Origin of the sequence: Veillonella sp. DNF00869, from assembly GCF_001553345.1 — a bacterium.
Taxonomy (GTDB): Bacteria; Bacillota; Negativicutes; order Veillonellales; family Veillonellaceae; genus F0422.
The window spans coordinates 90,548-109,906 of record NZ_KQ960749.1; the positions used below are offsets into that span (position 1 = coordinate 90,548).

Annotated in this window: 13 protein-coding genes and 1 riboswitch; of the genes, 1 reads left to right on the plus strand and 12 read right to left on the minus strand. The window is 39.6% G+C overall.

All coding sequences use genetic code 11. From position 1 onward, the window contains the following. Positions 1–202 precede the first annotated feature (202 nt). From HMPREF3032_RS00540 to HMPREF3032_RS00575, 8 genes are all read right to left on the minus strand, one after another. Positions 203–1,222 carry a branched-chain amino acid aminotransferase gene (locus tag HMPREF3032_RS00540; protein ID WP_062401041.1) on the minus strand — a complete coding sequence of 340 codons (1,020 nt, stop codon included), beginning with the start codon at positions 1,220–1,222 and terminating at the stop codon, positions 203–205. Positions 1,223–1,526: 304 nt separating this feature from the next. Continuing rightward, entirely contained in the window at positions 1,527–2,969 is a 1,443-nt protein-coding gene (locus tag HMPREF3032_RS00545; RefSeq protein WP_062401043.1) for a [FeFe] hydrogenase, group A, read from the minus strand. A gap of 315 nt (positions 2,970–3,284) precedes the next feature. Continuing rightward, complete coding sequence (gene meaB / locus HMPREF3032_RS00550) at positions 3,285–4,469, minus strand: methylmalonyl Co-A mutase-associated GTPase MeaB (protein WP_062401045.1); 1,185 nt, start codon at positions 4,467–4,469, stop codon at positions 3,285–3,287. Between the two features lie 127 nt (positions 4,470–4,596). After that, a complete protein-coding gene (scpA, locus tag HMPREF3032_RS00555) occupies positions 4,597–6,780 on the minus strand; it encodes a methylmalonyl-CoA mutase (protein ID WP_062401047.1) in 2,184 nt (727 codons plus the stop codon). After that, on the minus strand, positions 6,781–8,955 hold the full coding sequence (locus tag HMPREF3032_RS00560) for a methylmalonyl-CoA mutase family protein (RefSeq protein ID WP_062401049.1): 2,175 nt from the start codon (positions 8,953–8,955) through the stop codon (positions 6,781–6,783). It lies immediately after the preceding gene. A 308-nt stretch (positions 8,956–9,263) separates the two neighbouring features. Next, a riboswitch (cobalamin riboswitch) is annotated at positions 9,264–9,440 on the minus strand. A gap of 448 nt (positions 9,441–9,888) precedes the next feature. Further along, positions 9,889–10,824, minus strand: a complete 936-nt coding sequence (locus HMPREF3032_RS00565; RefSeq protein WP_062401051.1) for a LysR family transcriptional regulator — start codon at positions 10,822–10,824, stop codon at positions 9,889–9,891. A 257-nt stretch (positions 10,825–11,081) separates the two neighbouring features. Then, on the minus strand, positions 11,082–12,443 hold the full coding sequence (dcuC, locus tag HMPREF3032_RS00570) for a C4-dicarboxylate transporter DcuC (RefSeq protein WP_062401052.1): 1,362 nt from the start codon (positions 12,441–12,443) through the stop codon (positions 11,082–11,084). A 34-nt stretch (positions 12,444–12,477) separates the two neighbouring features. After that, positions 12,478–13,638: a M20 family metallopeptidase gene (locus tag HMPREF3032_RS00575; RefSeq protein ID WP_062401054.1), complete on the minus strand. Its 1,161-nt coding sequence runs from the start codon at positions 13,636–13,638 to the stop codon at positions 12,478–12,480. Positions 13,639–13,984: 346 nt separating this feature from the next. Here HMPREF3032_RS00575 and metF point away from each other — a divergent pair, with 346 nt between their 5' ends. Next, positions 13,985–14,866: a methylenetetrahydrofolate reductase [NAD(P)H] gene (gene metF, locus HMPREF3032_RS00580; protein WP_062401056.1), complete on the plus strand. Its 882-nt coding sequence runs from the start codon at positions 13,985–13,987 to the stop codon at positions 14,864–14,866. Between the two features lie 211 nt (positions 14,867–15,077). Here the strand turns inward: metF and alr are convergent, their stop codons facing one another. The 4 genes from alr to HMPREF3032_RS00600 form a co-directional block, all read right to left on the minus strand. Next, positions 15,078–16,187, minus strand: coding sequence for an alanine racemase (alr, locus tag HMPREF3032_RS00585; RefSeq protein WP_062401058.1), 1,110 nt, complete (start codon positions 16,185–16,187; stop codon positions 15,078–15,080). A gap of 263 nt (positions 16,188–16,450) precedes the next feature. Next, positions 16,451–17,746: an SLC13 family permease gene (locus tag HMPREF3032_RS00590; protein WP_062401061.1), complete on the minus strand. Its 1,296-nt coding sequence runs from the start codon at positions 17,744–17,746 to the stop codon at positions 16,451–16,453. Between the two features lie 51 nt (positions 17,747–17,797). Continuing rightward, on the minus strand, positions 17,798–18,061 hold the full coding sequence (locus tag HMPREF3032_RS00595) for a hypothetical protein (protein ID WP_082717761.1): 264 nt from the start codon (positions 18,059–18,061) through the stop codon (positions 17,798–17,800). A 144-nt stretch (positions 18,062–18,205) separates the two neighbouring features. Next, complete coding sequence (locus tag HMPREF3032_RS00600) at positions 18,206–19,321, minus strand: methylmalonyl-CoA decarboxylase subunit beta (RefSeq protein ID WP_062401063.1); 1,116 nt, start codon at positions 19,319–19,321, stop codon at positions 18,206–18,208. Between the last annotated feature and the right edge of the window lie 38 nt (positions 19,322–19,359).

Here is a 19,359-nt window from a genome sequence, read left to right on the forward strand (position 1 = left end):
AGTTATTATTCTATAGAATATAGAACTGTATATTATACTAGCAAAAATTATTGTATATTTCAATACACATTACTTATGTATACATGTATTCTTAAATTTGGCCCTTCTCGTGCTACTTTCATATCTCCCTATATAGGAATACACAAAAACGCATAGCTACCCTAAGGTAACCATGCGTTTACGTCATTGTAAAAGTATTCTATTATACGATGCGAACAATCCAGCCTTCTGGTGCTTCGATTTCACCATGTTGAATGCCAAGTAATGTTTCGCGCAATTTTGTTAATGTTGGTCCCATTTCATCCATGCCGCTTGGGAAGAAGATATCTTCTTCTTTTGTATGAACCATGCCAACAGGAGAAATAACAGCCGCTGTACCGCAAAGACCACATTCAGCGAAGTCTTTCAATTCTTCTTTATACACTTCACGATGTTCTACGGTCATGCCCAAATAATGTTCAGCTACATACATCAAGGAACGACGTGTAATCGATGGAAGAATACTATCGGATTTAGGCGTTACTAATTTGCCATCTTTCGTGATGAAAATAAAGTTCGCTCCACCAGTTTCTTCTACTTTTGTACGAGTTTGTGGATCCAAGTACATATTCTCTGCATACCCTGCTTCATGGGCTGCTTCTAGAGCATGCAAGCTCATAGCATAGTTCAAACCCGCTTTAATATGACCTGTACCATGTGGTGCTGCACGGTCAAAATCGGAAATTTGGATTTTTAATGGCTTCACACCGCCTTTAAAATAATCCCCTACTGGAGTACCAAAAATACGGAATTGGAACTCATCTGCCGGTTTAACACCGATAACACTGTTCGTACCCATCAAGAATGGACGAAGATACAAACTACCACCCGTGCTGTATGGAGGAACAAAGTCTTGGTTCGCTTTTACTACTTCTTTCACAGCCTCGATAAAACGATCCGTTGGAAATGGTTGCATCACAAGATATTTTGCAGAATCATGCAAACGCTGTGCATTTAAATCTGGACGGAAACACACAATGTGACCATCCTTCGTGTAATACGCTTTCAAACCTTCAAAAATTGTTTGTGCATATTGGAATACACCAGCACATTCATTAAGGACAATACTCGCCTCATCCGTCAAACCGCCTTCATCCCATTGACCATCCTTGAAATTAGACACATAACGGAATGGCGTTTCTTTATAACTAAAATCTAAATTATTCATATCAATCTTTGCCATACTGTCCTCCTACTATTTCATACCTGTGAAAGCCGTGAAAGTATACGTATATCTATCCTTCTAGCTCTTTACATCATATGAATACTCACTAATTTGTATTTTAGATAAAAACTATTATACACCCAACACGGAAAATGTACAAGAGTATATATAGAATAGAAAAGACTCTTACGGGATGATCCCCATAAGAGTCTTTTCGTCTTGCAGTATGTTGTCATCCTTAGATGACTATATAATAACTTCGTTCAGCAGCAAACCAACTTACACATTCGCTGACTCACCGGAGTTGAAGTTACTAACTAAATTATTCCGGCTTTTTAAATTTTGGAGATGTTGGACATGTTTCAGGAGTCACGTCTTTACGAGCTCCTAAGTCACTGCTGCGATCTACATAGGTAGTATGTAACAATTCATGCGCAATATGTCCCAATGGTTTTTCCAAGAAATTAGCGTATGCATCTTTAATTTCAGGGTTTTCATAGGAAGAACGAAGCTTCATGTTGGAGTCCCAATTATAAAGACCTTCAATACGTTCACCTTTTACTTTATTAGCCACTGGTAATTTAGCACGTGGTTGTCCACCACCGCCGATACAGCCGCCTGGGCATGCCATCATTTCGATGAAATCATATGTTTTACCAGATTCTTTCAATTCGTTCAAGAATTCACGGATGTTTTTACCACCATGACACACAGCCACGTTGATGGTATGTCCACCGATTTCTACGGTTGCTTCTTTCACACCGTCCATACCACGCACATCTGTTAAGTTAAGAAGTGGAGCTGGAGATGGTTCATCACCAGTGATGAATTTGTAGGATGCACGCATCGCTGCTTCCATAACACCACCAGTATTACCGAAGATAACACCGCCACCAGTAGCAGCACCGATGAATTTATCGTATGCAGAGTCTTCTACTGCGGCAAAATCTAATTCTGCTTCACGAATCCATTGTGCAAACTCACGTGTAGTGATACAGATATCTGTATCTGGGCCTAAGTCTTCACCAGTATAACGAGACGCATTGTTTTGCTCAGGACGACGAATTTCCGCTTTTTTAGCAGTACAAGGAGCGACAGACACGGATACAATTTTCTTAGGATCAATGTTCATATTTTTTGCAAAATATGTTTTTACCATAGCAGATTCCATAGCGATACAACTACGAGCTGAAGAAATATGAGATACGTATTCTGGGAAGAATGTTTCACAGAATTTTACCCATGCTGGACAACAGCTAGTAAATTGTGGCAATGGACCTGTGCCATGTAATTTACGTTCTAATAGTTCATTTGCTTCTTCCATGATGGTTAAGTCCGCACCAAAGTTAGTATCTACTACATAGTCAGCACCTAACGCACGAAGAGCACCTACCATTTTGCCTTCTTGGTATGTACCAGGCTCAAATCCAAATTCTTCACCGATGGATACACGAACAGCTGGCGCTGTTTGGATAACCACAATTTTCTCTGGATCTGCAATGGCTTCTTTTACTTTATCTAATTCTGTACGTTCGTACATTGCACCAAATGGGCAAATTACCGCACATTGACCACATTGGATACAAATAGGATTATCTCCTGTTGCTTCCAAATCATAGTAATCAAGTACGCTCATAGTGTCAGCACATGCTTTACGACAAAGAGTACAGTTCTTACATTTTTCTAAATCATGAATAATCGCCACATTATCCTCAGCAATAGGGGCACGGCGATCAAGATGTTGGAATCGACTTTCGAAACTCATTATTATGCACCTCACATAGTGTAAACAATACTAGTTATGTATTCATAAACTTTTCACCATATTATAACAAATATTCAGGCTTGTGAAAAGAAAGGCATATGCCATTTATCTTTCTATTCTTTTAAGTTCTAACAAAATTTTACGCATCCATTTAGAATACACATTTATATTGTTTTTATGTTACTTTTATCACACATGTAGATTTTTATTAAACGTTTTTCATCATGTATCTTTCAAAATTCATATACCCTAAAATCTACTAGGATTTCGCCCTCAGTAGCACAAAACAGGAGAGTTCCCCCTCCTGTTTCTATTTTATTTCAGCTCAAATAATGGGGTATTCTTTGCTTGATCCCCCAAAGCTGTTTGTGTAAATGTATTAATGAATTGTTGCACCGCCAATGTTGGTGTTAAACGTCCCTCAATAACCGCGTCTTCGATGCCACCACGACACGCTACAATTTCTGGTGCACGATAGAACAAGTTTTGTAAATGTTCTTCTACCATGGAATATACCCACGATAAGGTTTGATCACGGCGACGTGCTTGTAGCACTCCATTGCCTTCACATTGTTCCATGAATTTTTCGATAACCCCTTGCCATAACTCCATGATACCATCCCCTGTGTAAGCAGAGCATGTGTAGGCATGGGTTGTCCATTGTTCCGTCGCATCACGAATAAACCATAAAATACGTTCGTATTCTTGGCGTGTCACTTTTGCCCGTTGTAAATTGTCACCATCAGCTTTATTGACCACTATAGCATCGGCTAATTCCATAACACCTTTTTTCATGCCTTGTAATTCATCCCCAGCGCCAGTAAGCACTACAAGCAAGAAAAAGTCTACCATGGAACGTACTGTAGTTTCACTTTGTCCTACTCCTACGGTTTCTACTAGGATTGTATCGTACCCTGCCGCTTCACATAACAGCAAGGTTTCTCTACTTTTACGAGTCAACCCGCCCAAAGTGCCACCTGATGGGGATGGGCGAATGAATGCATTCGGCTCCCGTGAAAGTTGTTCCATCCGCGTTTTATCCCCTAGGATAGATCCGCCTGTCACTGTACTCGATGGGTCTACTGCAAGAACAGCCACCTTATGACCGTTTTGACATAGCTTTGTGCCCAGTGCTTCAATCAAAGTCGATTTACCAGCACCCGGTACCCCTGTTATCCCTACACGGGTAGATTTACCAGTATATGGCAATAATCGTTGGATTACCTGCTGCGCCATTTCGAAATGGGCAGCTGCATTACTTTCAATTAAAGTAATGGCACGGGATAAAACCATTCGATTACCAGCTAGCACCCCTTCTACATAGTCATCAACGGTCAATTTTTTCCGTTTTACTACCTTAGGAGCTACTGGCTTTTGTGGCGCATGGGTATGTGCATCCATCCCATCATGGCCACCGTCCACACCGCGCATAACACGGCATGCAAATTTATCATCTTTCTCCTCAGGAACCCAAGAAGGCTTATAGGTATCATCACTCATAAGACACCCTCCTTTCACCGATTCGAATATGACAAACACGCAATCAGTAGCCAGCTACAAAGTAGCACGAGGCACTGACTACGTGTCATGTCTTACCTATATACGTATATCAGATTTTGAATACTAATTATTCTTCCTCTTCTAGACGTTCTTCTAACAATTCAAGTACTTTTTTAGCACATACTGGAATGATGGTACCAGGTCCAAAGATCGCTGCTGCACCATGCTCATAGAGATAATCATAATCTTGAGCTGGGATAACGCCACCGATAACAACCATAATATCTTCACGGCCTAGCTTTTTAAGCTCTTCACATAATTGAGGCATCAATGTTTTGTGACCAGCTGCTAAGGAACTCATACCTACGATATGTACGTCATTATCTACCGCATCTTTTGCTGCTTCTTCTGGAGTTTGGAATAAAGGTCCAATATCTACGTCATAGCCCATATCTGCGAAGGCTGTAGAAATTACCTTAGCTCCGCGGTCGTGACCATCTTGACCCATTTTCGCTACGAAAATACGTGGACGGCGACCATGTTTCTCTTCAAATTTTTCAGTCATGCTGCGTACTTCTGTGATTACATCATCATCGCTGAATTCGCTGCTGTATACGCCAGAAATGGAGCGAATAATCGCTTTATGACGGCCACATACTTTTTCTACTGCATCAGAGATTTCACCTTTAGACGCACGAGCACGAGCTGCTTCTACGGCTAATTCAAGCAAGTTTCCTTCTCCTGTTTCCATCGCTTTTGTAATCGCATCCAAACAGCTACGTACTTTGTCATTATCACGATTAGCACGCAATGTTTTCAAGCGTTCGATCTGTGCCAAACGTACAGCTGTATTGTCTACTTCCAAGATATCTAATGGATCTTCTTTATCAAGGCGTAAGTAGTTGACACCGACGATTTTTTCACTACCAGAGTCAATGTGCGCTTGGCGACGAGCTGCCGCTTCTTCGATACGCATTTTTGGAAGACCTGTATCAATCGCTTTAGACATACCACCCAAGGCTTCAACTTCTTGAATATGAGCCCAAGCTTTACGGATCAATTGGTTAGTCAAGAATTCTACATAGTAAGAACCGCCCCATGGGTCGATAACTTTACATACATTAGTTTCATCTTGGATATACAATTGCGTATTACGAGCGATACGCGCCGAGAAGTCTGTAGGCAACGCAATCGCTTCGTCAAGAGCATTTGTATGTAAGGATTGGGTATGACCCAAAGCTGCTGCCATCGCTTCGATACAAGTACGAGTGATGTTATTGAATGGATCTTGTTCTGTTAAAGACCAACCAGATGTTTGGGAGTGAGTACGCAATGCCATAGATTTAACATTTTTTGGACCAAAGGATTTAACAATTTTAGCCCATAACATACGGCCTGCACGCATTTTAGCGATTTCCATGAAGTAGTTTTTACCCATCGCCCAGAAGAAGGATAAGCGCGGTGCGAATTGGTCAACTGTAAGACCCGCTGCCACACCTGTACGCAAGTATTCCAAACCATCGGCCAAGGTGTAACCTAATTCGATATCTGCTGTAGCACCTGCTTCTTGCATATGGTAACCAGAGATAGAAATACTATTGAATTTAGGCATGTATTTAGATGTATAGGCGAAGATATCACCGATGATACGCATAGAAGCTGCTGGTGGATAAATGTAAGTATTACGCACCATGAACTCTTTCAAAATATCATTTTGGATCGTACCTGCCATAACGGATTTATCTACGCCTTGTTCTTCACCGGCTAAGATATAGAAGGCCATAACTGGTAATACAGCACCATTCATTGTCATAGATACAGACATTTGGTCCAATGGAATACCAGAGAACAAGATTTCCATATCCAAGATAGAGTCTACCGCAACGCCGGCTTTACCAACGTCACCGACTACACGAGGGTGGTCAGAGTCGTAACCACGGTGAGTAGCCAAGTCGAAGGCGATAGACAAACCTTTTTGACCTGCCGCTAAGTTACGACGATAAAAGGCATTGGATTCTTCCGCTGTGGAGAAACCTGCATACTGACGTACTGTCCAAGGACGTTGTACATACATTGTGCCATATGGTCCACGAAGATACGGAGGAATACCCGCTACATATTGTAAATGGTTACATTGATCATAAATGGAGGCATCATACACAGGACCCACATCGATTTGTTCCATAGTACGAATGAAGTTGTCATCATAGGACTTGCCAGTTTCAGCTTGTAATTGCTCTTTCCATGCATCGAAATCGGATGCTTTTGGGCTAGCAGCTGTAAAAGGAATATTTCTAAAATCCGGAATCATCTACATCATTCCTTTCTCGCGTTGCATTGCTAATAATGTTTGATAGCAATTGGAGCGTACACTAATATAATCATCCATGCCTGCTGCATCGCAAAGTTCTTTCAACTCTGGAGATGGAGCCCCTGCCAAGAATACTTTCATAGCTGGGCGAGCGGCTTTGATTGCTTTTGTCACTGCTGGTGCCAATTCTGGGTATGTATCGTCAGTGGAACATACGATTGTCACATCTGCATTCGATGCTAAGGCAGCTGCTACTGCTTCGTCTACAGTTGGGAATCCATCATTTGTAAGCACATCAAATTCAGCTACTTGCATGAAAGAAGTAACAAAATCGGCTCTCGCTTTATGTTGAGGAATTGGACCCATGTTAGCCAAGAAGATTTTAACATTATCCCCATTATGTGTTTCTTTGAAGTTTTCAGTGCGCATACGCAATTCTTCGTATTGTTCTGTCCAACGATGAGATAGAATTGCTTTCACAGTGATACCTTCACTACCATCTGCTAAGGCTTCAAAAACTTGTCCAAAGCTAGCGCCCGCTACTAATGCAGTATACGCAGCACTTACCAAAGAACCAATTTCACTGAAGTCGGATTCTTGTAATTTTTTTAGAGCTAATTCAGCTGCATCAGTTGTACCCACATTAGCTAATGCTGCTACACGAACTTGGCGTAAGCCCTCAAAATCTACCACTGGCACTTCTAGTAATTCTTCCGTCATATTTGGATACATGTTACTACCAACGGCACGATCTTTACGGGTTGCCAAGTTTTTAAAGCGGCTTTGTAAAATAGCATCCACGGCTTCTTGCGTTTCACCAGATACTAATGTTTCTAAGATGCCACCTTTACCTTCTAATTCTTGGAACAATGCCCAAGATTTTTCAGTCAATTCTTGTGTCAATGGTTCTAAGTACCAGCTACCGCCGGCAGGGTCAACTGGTTGAATAAAGTTGAACTCTTGTTGCTCCATGATTTGAATATTACGGGCAATACGGCGAGAGAATTCATCACTTGGACGAATGCAGCCATCAAGAGGTCGTACAAACATACCATCCATACCACCTACTACTGCGGAGAAGGATTGAGAACCAGCACGTAATAAGTTTACATATGGATCAAATACAGTTTGTGTAAAGTGAGATGTACTTACGAACAAGTTAATTTTCTTCGCTTCTTCATTACCACCACAATGTTCAATAATTTGAGCCCATACCATTTTTATAGCACGTAGTTTAGCTATTTCCATGAAGAAATTAGCTCCTACACTGACATGGAAACGAATTTGTTTTGCAAATGTATTCACATCGATACCACGGCGTTCCATCTCACGTAAATATGTCACAGCCGTAGACATAGCAAAACCCAATTCTTGTACGTCATTGCCACCGCCATTATGGTATACATCTGTATCTACCAAAACTGTGCGCAATTGTGGTGCATGTGCAGATGCCCAAGCAATGGTATGTGCCATATCATCGAAATATTCGTCCATAGGGCGTGATAAATGACCATCTTGTGCCAAAGTACCAATTGGATCTGCCCCAATCATACCGGACAAGGATTTTACATCCACCCCTTGAGATTCGCAAAGCGCATGTAATGCAGCCGCCCAGCATACGCTACTAGCACCTGTACGAATATCTAATTCTTTTGTAGTTAAGTCCATGCCTTTTAATAAAGCTTCCACTTCTTCTACAGTAGACAAAGACACCCCTGCGTCAGCCACATCTTTAGCTTCAGCTTTCGTAGCATCTTGTCCTTTCCGTGTAGCACTATCCAGTGTGAAACTGATAGCTGTGCTACCTTTATCTAATTCAAATTGTAACATGTCATGCATGTCAGCAATTGTTTTTCCGTCACAACGTTGTGCAATTGTCCAAGGTGTATGGATATATCCACTAGCTTTCGCCCCCCGTAAATTGCTATCACGACCAGGATATGTCAAGTTTTGAGTCAATCCCTCTTGGTCGCTCAACCAATACATTGGTTGTAAAGTAATTCCTTCGTATGTTTTTGTATACATACTTTTTTGGAAATCTTTCCCTTTCAAGATACCTTCTACCGTCGTTTTCCACTCCTCGTAGGTAGGGATAGAAAACTCATCAAACGATACATCTGGTAGCTCAAACTGTTCTTCGTGAACTTGTGGTTCATGATGCTTGTCTTGTCCCATAGTCTAGCTTCCTTTCTCTGACCACATAGGCATACGTTCCCTTACTCAAACCACTTTTCTAGTGAGATTTGCCTCATTATAGAGATTCTAATAGCTTATGTAATCGTTGCAGCTCTCATAAAATAAAATAAACAATTAGAAACTGGGTATACCCTACCCATCCCTATAACTCATCACCCTACCTAGTCTCTTACTGAAAGATATAACTATCATTCATAAAAGAAAAACCGTTTTCGATTGAAAACGGTAGGTTATGATTTAGCGTATGCACTTAGCGCAAAACCATCTCTACCCGTCTCTCGCGGATCTAACGACATGCTTCTTACGGCAGTTCTTCTGACTCAGGATCTTCGCTACGCTTCGCCTTCCCAGTTTCCCAGTGACGCTACATGAAGTTTCGCTCCCCTTTACAGCGGCGGGACCGTGTTGGCTTTTCACCAAGCTTCCCTATTAAGCCTTGCGGCACCAGTAAGGCGAATATAAAGTTATACCTTGATTATAAACTGTTTTCTGAAAGAATAGAACGGCCTTTATGGACTATAACAATATTTCACATTTACATAATTTTCAGTTATCGCAAGATACTTATAACGCATTTTACAATCTTACTAACGCAATGATTAGCATCTATCTCATAATAGACCATCTATTCATTACTAATAGTTATTTAATGTATAATCTATATTTATCCTCAATAGACTCGTTACATCCTAACATATGCACATCTCTCTATATCCCTAAGTCTCTCTACACACTGTCTACTAACTCGCCTCTCTTTCATCTTCTTACAGGCCTTCACTCTTCTACCATCACTCACTCCTTTTTCAAAAGAACTTCCCATTCTATGCAATAGCACCTACTAGATATGCAAAAACAGAGGTACGCCTACAGTAGCATACCTCTGTTCTATCGCTTATATTCTATTACAAAAGCTTATTTCTTTTTCCATTCCATGACTTCAAAACCATAGTTACGAATATGTTCTTTCAAGAGTTTTAAATATTTTTTCGCAATGGGACTTGGCTCTAGCATATGTGGCATTAAGTAACCCATAGTCATCGTATCTTCTACATCTAGAGGAATGGCGATGATCTTATCATCGTTTAACTCACGACTCAAAATACCAGAACTAATGGTATATCCATTTAAGCCGACCATTAAGTTGAAAATTGTAGCACGGTCCGATACTTTGATAGTCATTTTTCTGTCTAAAGTACTTAAAATTTCTTCTGAAAAATAGAAGGAGTTATCTTCCCCTTGGTCATAACTTAAGTATGGGAAGTCTTCTAATTCTTCTAGTGTAATTTTATCTTGTTTCGCTAATGGATGTTCACGACACAAAAATACATGTGGTTCCGCTTCAAATAATGGATAAAATGTCAATTTATACTCTTTAAATAATTTCTCCATCACTTGACGATTGAAGTTGTTCAAATACAAAATACCTAATTCACTTTTGAAAGTAGCTAAATCTTCAAAAATATTTTGCGTTTCTGTTTCACGTAAACCAAATTGATATTCATCAGTATCTACACTTTTGATAAGCTCTACAAATGCATGGACCACAAAGGCATAATGCTGAGCGGAAATAAAGAAATGTTCTTTTCGTTTGGTATTCGATTTATATCGCTCTTCTAATAATTGAATTTGATCTAGCACTTGCCGAGCATAAATCATAAATTCTCGACCATCATGAGTCAAAGTAACTCCTGATTTAGTACGCAATAGTAGTTGAACACCCATTTCATGTTCTAATTCTTTCACTGCATTGGATAAGCTAGGTTGGGATAAATATAATTCCTTAGCCGCTTCATTAATAGATCCTTTTTCTGCAATTTTTTCTAAATATTGTAATTGTTGTATTCTCATCTGTATTGGCCTTTTCTATATCTATCATGAAGTACATCCATTGATCATTACTTTCATAGGAATGAAAAACCTAACGAGTAAGATATACATACTTACACGTTAGGTACTTCATGTTGTTAACGATTCCATTATTCACCCTCATAGGGTAATAGTCTTGTACAAATATAATACAAAAAAGACCTCTCATCGTCAACATTTAATTTCTATCAAATTCTTAGGAATTACAGAAAACCTTACTTCTATACGACTTTCACCAATTAATGGAAAATCAAAATACAAATGGTAGAAGTAATGAAAGTAATTAATACTGGCACTGCAGTTCGTTTTACTAAATCAAAACTAGAAATATTTGCCACACCAGCCACGGCAATCATAACTGCACTAATTGGACTTAACAAACGTCCTACAGAGGCCGCATTTTGCATACCAAGTAGCATAGTAATTGCATTACCACCTAATTCTTTGGCAAAGTTTGGCACTAATGGGGAGAATGCAAACATAGAGGCCACACCAGAGCCCATCACAATGCTCAACACTAAAATAATACCAGATACAATAACACCTACTATATCTGCTTGGATGGAGAAGGTTTTAATGAATGCTACGAACTCATTAACAATTCCTAACGATGTCAAACCAAATGCAAAGGTTTCCCCTGCTACGATTAAAGTTACGGTATTTGTAAATTGATCGCCCATACCTTTAAAGAATGTTTGGATAGACGCAGCTACTTTTCGGAAATCACGGAATCGAATGAATTCAAACACCATAGCAATGAATAAGCTCAAGAACATCGCCAAGTTTACATTCATCTTAATGCCCGCAATGCCATATTTACTAAATCCTAACATAAATACAAGTGGCAAGAATGGTAATACTAGGTACACAAGAGGTCCTACTGCTACTTCTTCTTGTGCTTCTGTATGTACTACTTCGGACGGAACATGACCAGATTTTTTATCCATATATTGTTGCCAAATGTAATGAGCAACGGCCGTCACAATACCACAGATAATATATACTTTCAATTGATAGCCTACGAAGTATTCTTCTACTCCTAACCCCACTGTTTTAGACACTAATAGACTTGTAGCAGAGGCTGGTCCAATATCCAACAAATGACCAGTAGCTACCGCTGCCGCCGCCCCAACTGGACTTACGCCTAAGCGTACCAAGATAGGGAAAATAGTGACCATCATCAACATAGCTAGACCGGATGCGCTAGGGATTACCAAGGACATAAACATATTCACTAAGAATGTTAAAGATAATACCAAATAAGGCGCTTTCATCGCTTGCAATGGTTTAATCGCAGTTGTCACCAAACGAGAGCTAGCACCGATATGATCCATGTATTTAGCAAAACCAGTACATGTCATAATCATGAGACCCAAGCCTGCTGCATCCTTTGCAGTGGTATTATTAATCCACTCAAAAGCATCAAAGAACATCATGCCTGTTCCTTTTTTTGCATCTACAAACTCTGTTGTATAGCCAAGGAAGTACGCCCCTAGCATCATGATTAAACCGCCTAACAACAATACTGTTTGTGCTTTAAACTTTTTAATCACCAATGTACCTGCGCCTAAAATTACGATAGCGCACAACAATAAATTCATAACTACTTCTCCTTTACCTATGAAGATAGGCTAATTAATAATTTGCTTTCGACTGTTGAAAGTCTTCTTGAATCTGAGCCAATAAGCCCGGTGTGGTGAGGATTTCCTCTACTGTTACAGCAATGCCTTTAGCACCGTACATAATGGCATCCTCTGCCAATTGCGTTTTGCCGTTATCTAACCATTCTTGAGAATGACTCGTCACCCCTCTGCCTACAAATTTAACCCGTAAACAAGCTCCTGGTACGCGGAACGTAACACTGGAAAAGTCAGTAGAACCAGTTACCTTTCTCGGTTCTGAAATATCTGGAGCGCCTACGATTTCCGCATTCTTTAAGAGTAAATCATTTAAACTTTGCACATTGACCTTGTTATCATAGGCTTTTACTTCGTCCCATTCCATAGTAGCTCCCACTTGCAAGGCTGCCCCTTGAGCCACTTGTTTCACGCGCTCCACTACTTCATCTAAGCGAATGCGACTAGAGGAACGAATATACCACTGTGTACACGCATAATCTGGTACGATATTCGCTGCCTTACCACCATCTGTAATAATCCCATGCATACGTACTTCTGTAGGCACATGTTCTCGAAGATATTCCATGCCATTAAAGAATAACAACACTGCATCCAAAGCACTGATGCCTTTTTCTGGAGCAATCGCTGCATGAGCCGATTTGCCATGGAATTTGATATTTACCAAGTTAAGCGCCAAGGACTTGCCATCTACCGTTGTAGAATCACTACCGTGCATCATGAAAGCCACGTCTAAATCGTCAAAAACGCCTTCTTTTGCCATCACCAATTTGCCAGATGCTGTTTCCTCTGCTGGTGTCCCATACACCACCAAGGTAGCTGGCACTTGCAAGGTACGACGTAAACCAATGGCTGCTGCACAGATGGAAGGCCCTTGCAGATTATGCCCACAAGCATGACCCAAACCTTCTAAGGCATCATATTCGCAGAGAAGCCCAATTTTCGGTCCTCCTCCTTGCACATGGTACACAGCACGAAATGCGGTTTGTAAACCACTCACTTCACGGTCTACAGTAAACCCTTCACTTTCCAGTAAATCTGTTAATTTACCATGGGCTAAAAACTCTTCATTCCCTAGTTCTGGATGGTCGAAGAAAAAATCATTTAATGTTTTCATGGATCTTCGCAAGGATTCAATTTCTTCTAGTAATTGACTCATCACTTTCTCCTTTCTTGCACAATAGACATGCACAACTCTATGACTACAGGAATTACATTCCCTCATTTTTCTCTTCTTCTGAAAGTCCTACTATAACTAACTAGCAATAGCAGTATTCCGAATACTACTATTATATAGATTTCTAATGAAAGTTCCAATACATATAGCATACGATTCTCCTGTTTTCTCTATGCTAATTTCATATGCATATCACTAGATTCTAATTTTCATTACATTTCATTCTATAGCTTTTACCTATAACAAACTATATATATTAAGAATTGGTCTATATAGAAAAAAATTGGTATCATAAGAACATGTTTTACTGATATGAAAGGAACCAGCCATGAGCGAAACTATACAACAAAAACGACCAACATTATCTTACGAAATATTCCCTCCTAACACACAAGTAGGCGATGAAAAAATCATTACGGTCTTAGACGAATTAAAAAGTTTAAAACCAGAGTTCATCTCTGTTACCTGCAGTAATAAACAACGCAATATTGAAGAAACAACTATCAAGTTGTCCAACTATGTACAAAACACATTGCATATCCCTACGAAAGCCCATTTACCAGCTATTTATTTATCTAAAGAGCAAGTGCGCTCCGTTATTGATCAATTAGATCAACTAGGTATCCATAAGCTACTGGCACTTCGTGGCGATATTTTAGAAGACCTACCACCAGTAGGAGACTTCAAATATGCTTCTGAACTCGTACATTTTGTAAAAGACTATGCTCCGCATTTCCAAATTTCTGGTGCTTGCTATCCAGAAGTGCATCCAGACTCACCCAATCAATTACAGGACATTAAATTTCTAAAAGAAAAAGTAGATGCCGGCTGTGAACTATTAGTAACACAATTTTTCTTAGATAACAATGTATTCTACGATTTCCAAGAAAAATGCGCTTTAGCAGGCATTGATGTACCAATCTTAGCCGGAGTAATGCCTATCATCAACCGCAACCAAGCTTTGCGTCTATTAACAAGCAATGCTACCGCTATTCCACGCAAATTTAAAGCTATTTTAGACAAATATGAGCATGATCCAATCGCCCTTCGTGATGCTGGTCTTGCTTACGCCTTAAATCAAATCGTAGACCTTGTGACAGAAGGCGTATCTGGTATTCATTTATACACAATGAACCAATCTAATACAGCTCTGTATATCGAAAATGCAGCACGTTCTTTATTTAGCTCTCCCATATATGAAAACCAATAAATAAGAAACTCTATATAGCCTACAATACGTATAGTATACATACAAATTACAATAAAAATGCTCTACCTAGTGCCTCTCTCAAAGAGAACCTAAGTAGAGCATTCTTTGTATTCATCTTAATCTTATCATTGTAGTTACATTTATAGTTATATTGCTCAAAGGAGAGTGTAACAACATATCTCTAGTAAAAGGGGGTGTAACAAGATAGCCTCTAAATATAATGTCTTGGCACCCGTTCTGAGAAATTACAGAATATTTCATAAGGAATGGTCCCAACCAAATAAGCCAATTCAAGCGCTGTAATACTCTCTTGTCCTTGTTGTCCTAATAGCACAACAGCATCTCCTGGAGCTACGGTAATATGACTTGGCACTTTCACCATAAATTGGTCCATACAGATACGCCCTACTATAGGACAGCGTGTACCATGGATAAGCACGGATCCTTTATTAGACAACGCCCTAGGATATCCATCGGCATAACCCACAGGTATAGTAGCGATCGTTTCCTCAGCCATCGTTGTATAGGTACTTCCATAACCGATAGATGACCCTTTGGGTAAATGTTGTACATGTACTACCTTACTATATAAACTCAAAGCTGGTTTCAATCCCAATCGATTAGGCACATCCATGGAAGGCATAATGCCATATTGAATAATACCTGGTCGAGCATCGTTAAATAAACTATCTCTTACTGCCAACAATCCAGCACTATTGGCTAAAGAAAAGCGATAATCCTCAGTACGATTGGCACGAATTAACTCCACCACATCTCGAAATTGTTGTACTTGTTGATTGGCATGAGTTTGATCCGCAGCATCGCCATTGGCTAGGTGTGTAAAAAATCCATCTACTCGTAAATATTCATAAGACTCTACTGTTTCTAAAAATGCTAATACATCATCTGGCTTACTACCGATACGATGCATACCTGTATCTACAGCAATAGCGCACTCTACAATTGTTTCATGTCGACGAGCACATTCATCCAACGCTTCTAAATCTGTGGATTCACAAATAGCAGGTCTAGAATGCCCTTCTATCACTAAATCAAAGGATTGGGGCAGCGTCAGACCTAATAGATAAATAGGTACCGTTATACCTGCCTCACGCAAAGGAATCGCCTCTTCTGGAAAAGCTACGGCTAGCGACTCATACCCTTCCTCTACGGCAATACGTCCTACCATAACACTACCATGTCCATAAGCATTTGCTTTCACCACTGCAGTACTCGTGCACCACTCTGGTAAACAATCTTTAATTTTCCGTAAATTACTTCGTATTTGTGCTGTATCAATTTCTACATATGTAGGTCTCACACATTCACCTTCTTATTATTAGTATATAAAACCTAGTATTAACTACTATTTATTAAACTATTATAATAGCTCCTAACTATTCTAAATAATTATTTGTATTACTAATGTACCATGCTATAAAAGTATATGCAATCCTTTTAGATTATTTCTTTAATACCTTTCATAAAAAGGACTGACTACAAAATCTTGCAAACAAGATCCTTAGTCAGTCCTTATAGATTACCTATTTGATTTTGTATTATACCGTAATAATCTACGTTACATTATGGCATATTGAAAGGCCATACCATTGGAATGATAATAAGACTTACGATAAAGCAAACCACGATCAATGGAGTACCTGCTTTTACATAGTCCATAAATTTGTAATTACCAGGTGTTAATACGATTGTATTAGGTGGTGTACCTACAGGTGTGGCAAATGCACAAGATGCGGCAACGCCAATCGCCATAAGTACTGCATGAGGGCTTGCACCCATCGCTTGTGCAATGGAGATACCAATTGGAGCTAACAATGCACAAGATGCTGTATTGGACATAAATTGTGTCAAAATACAAGATAATAAGAACAACACAGCTGTTGCAAAGTAAGGGCTTGGGTTATCACCCATAATACCTACTACTGCATGAGCAATCATTTTACCAGCCCCAGAATCATTCATAGCAGCTGCTACTGGCATCATACCTGCAAATAGGAAAATAGTTACCCAATCTATAGATTGATATGCTTGTTTCTCTTTCAAGCAACCAGCTAAAACAGCTAAAATAGCACCTACGATAGCAGCTACATGAAGAGGAACATTAATACCAATACTTTTTAATGGATCAGACAATGCCATGAATAATACAACGCCTAATAAGATGATACCAGAGTACCACATTTTTTTAGGGTCATTAGAAATTTCACTAGCATCCACTTCTTGTTCTACTTCAGCATCTGCATTACCATCATGTTTAGGTAAGAAATGTTTACCAATCGTTACCATGTAGATCATAAATGCAACTGTTAAAGGAATACCAATCCATGCAAATTCAAAGAAACCGAATTGAGGTAGTTTAGCTTGGCCTAATGCACCATTGATGATGATATTAGGAGGTGTACCTACTAAAGTGATGATACCACCAATCCCAGCAGCAAATGCCATAGGCATCAATTGACGAGATGCTGGAATTTTAGCAGATGTACAAATACCAATAACTACTGGCAATAACGCTGCTGCCGTACCTGTGTTAGAAAGCACAGAGGACATACCTGCTGTTACAAGCATTAAAGCAATCATAAGACCATTTTCACTTTTACCTGCTTTATTAACAACGGAAATACCAATTTTTTGTGCTAAACCAGTATGGAATAATGCAGCACCAATAATAAACATACCTGCGAATAAAACTACTGTACTATCGGATAAACCACTAAATACTTGCTTCATTGGAATAACACCTAATAAACCAAGTGCCATAGCACCACCGATAGAAGTAATTGCGAGTGGAATAATTTCTGTTACAAATAATAACGCCATTACACCAAGGACAATTAAGGTTTGTACAGCCGGATCCATAAGAATCAACTCCTCACTAAGGGATACATTTCTTATTAGCTGCAAAACGCTTTAAAAAAAAGCGAATATAATATAGGAAGATAGGCCAATAAGAAATAACATAATCGCCGCTACTCCATACCCTTCTGCTGTACAAGGGTATCCAAAATGTAGCCACTCTCCAAGTAGGCCACGGCGGAGAAAAAAGCTATATGTTTTTCGTTTTTGAAACCATTTAGATTTTCGCTCTTCACCTAATAGGAGTGCGGTGATAATAAAAATAAAAAGCGCAATACAAATACAAGCAAAAACCTTTCCTTCGTCTGATAATATCATAGGCGTCACCTCATACATAATAAAAGTGAAAAAAGTCTAAGTATTTCTAAAGCGCTTTAAGACAAACTATATAGTTCATCATAAAAAGTATCTGCAATAGCCTAGGCAATCCTTTTAGACGAATTGCCTAGACACTGTTGCAAATTATTTCAACATAGCAAGCATCGTACCAGCTGCTACAGCTGTACCGATAACACCTGCTACATTTGGCCCCATCGCATGCATTAATAGGAAGTTCGCTGGATTTGCCTGTGAACCAACAACTTGAGATACGCGGGCCGCCATTGGTACCGCAGATACACCTGCAGAGCCGATCAATGGATTTGTTTTACCACCATCTACCCAGCACATTAATTTACCGAAGATAACACCACCTGCGGTGCCACCGATAAAAGCGATTAAGCCTAATACGATAATTTTAATGGTTTCTAAATTTAAGAAACTGTCTGCTGTCATTGTAAGACCAGTACCAGTAGCTAAGAAGATTGTTACTGTGTTAATCAAAGCGTTTTCAGAAGTATCTGCCAAACGAGCTGTTACACCAGATTCACGGAATAAATTACCAAGCATCAACATGCCTAATAAAGAAGTGATTGGCGGTAACAACAAGGAAATGGAAATTGTCGCTACTACTGGGAAAACAACTTTTTCAAAACGAGTTACTTCACGCAATTGTTCCATTACAATCTCACGGTCTTTTTTAGTTGTAAATAACTTCATAACCGGAGGTTGAATCAATGGTACAAGAGACATATAGGAATATGCCGCTACTGCGATAGCACCTAATAACTCAGGAGCTAATTTTGAAGCTAAGTAAATGGATGTAGGACCATCAGCACCACCGATGATACCGATAGCTGCTGCTTGTTTCGCAGTAAATCCAACCATCATCGCTCCACCAAGAGCCACGAATACGCCGATTTGAGCTGCTGCGCCTAATAATAATGTTTTAGGATTTGCAATGAGTGGACCGAAGTCAGTCATAGCACCTACCCCTAGGAAGATAAGAGGTGGAAAAATTTCGTATTTAATCCCTAATCCAATGAGGTTCATAACACCTTCATGGAAACCATTATTAGGAATATTAGCCAAAATACATCCAAATGCGATTGGACTCAACAATAGAGGTTCAAAGCCTTTCGCAAAAGCTAAATACAATAAGATAATTCCTACAAGGATCATGATACCATGACCCATTGTGAAACTAATAAAACCACTATCCACCCAAACAGAGTTGAGTGCAACAAGAAAAGCGTCCATATGGAGTTCCTCCTTAAGAAATAGAAGGGTTTAGTTTA

Coding starts and splice junctions, on each gene's coding strand:
- HMPREF3032_RS00575 (WP_062401054.1), bottom strand. CDS start 13,638: ATGAGTCAATTACTAGAAGAAATTGAATCCTTGCGAAGATCCATGAAA.
- HMPREF3032_RS00595 (WP_082717761.1), bottom strand. CDS start 18,061: ATGATATTATCAGACGAAGGAAAGGTTTTTGCTTGTATTTGTATTGCG.
- HMPREF3032_RS00545 (WP_062401043.1), bottom strand. CDS start 2,969: ATGAGTTTCGAAAGTCGATTCCAACATCTTGATCGCCGTGCCCCTATT.
- HMPREF3032_RS00540 (WP_062401041.1), bottom strand. CDS start 1,222: ATGGCAAAGATTGATATGAATAATTTAGATTTTAGTTATAAAGAAACG.
- HMPREF3032_RS00590 (WP_062401061.1), bottom strand. CDS start 17,746: ATGGATCCGGCTGTACAAACCTTAATTGTCCTTGGTGTAATGGCGTTA.
- dcuC (WP_062401052.1), bottom strand. CDS start 12,443: ATGAATTTATTGTTGTGCGCTATCGTAATTTTAGGCGCAGGTACATTG.
- scpA (WP_062401047.1), bottom strand. CDS start 6,780: ATGATTCCGGATTTTAGAAATATTCCTTTTACAGCTGCTAGCCCAAAA.
- metF (WP_062401056.1), top strand. CDS start 13,985: ATGAGCGAAACTATACAACAAAAACGACCAACATTATCTTACGAAATA.
- meaB (WP_062401045.1), bottom strand. CDS start 4,469: ATGAGTGATGATACCTATAAGCCTTCTTGGGTTCCTGAGGAGAAAGAT.
- HMPREF3032_RS00600 (WP_062401063.1), bottom strand. CDS start 19,321: ATGGACGCTTTTCTTGTTGCACTCAACTCTGTTTGGGTGGATAGTGGT.
- HMPREF3032_RS00560 (WP_062401049.1), bottom strand. CDS start 8,955: ATGGGACAAGACAAGCATCATGAACCACAAGTTCACGAAGAACAGTTT.
- HMPREF3032_RS00565 (WP_062401051.1), bottom strand. CDS start 10,824: ATGAGAATACAACAATTACAATATTTAGAAAAAATTGCAGAAAAAGGA.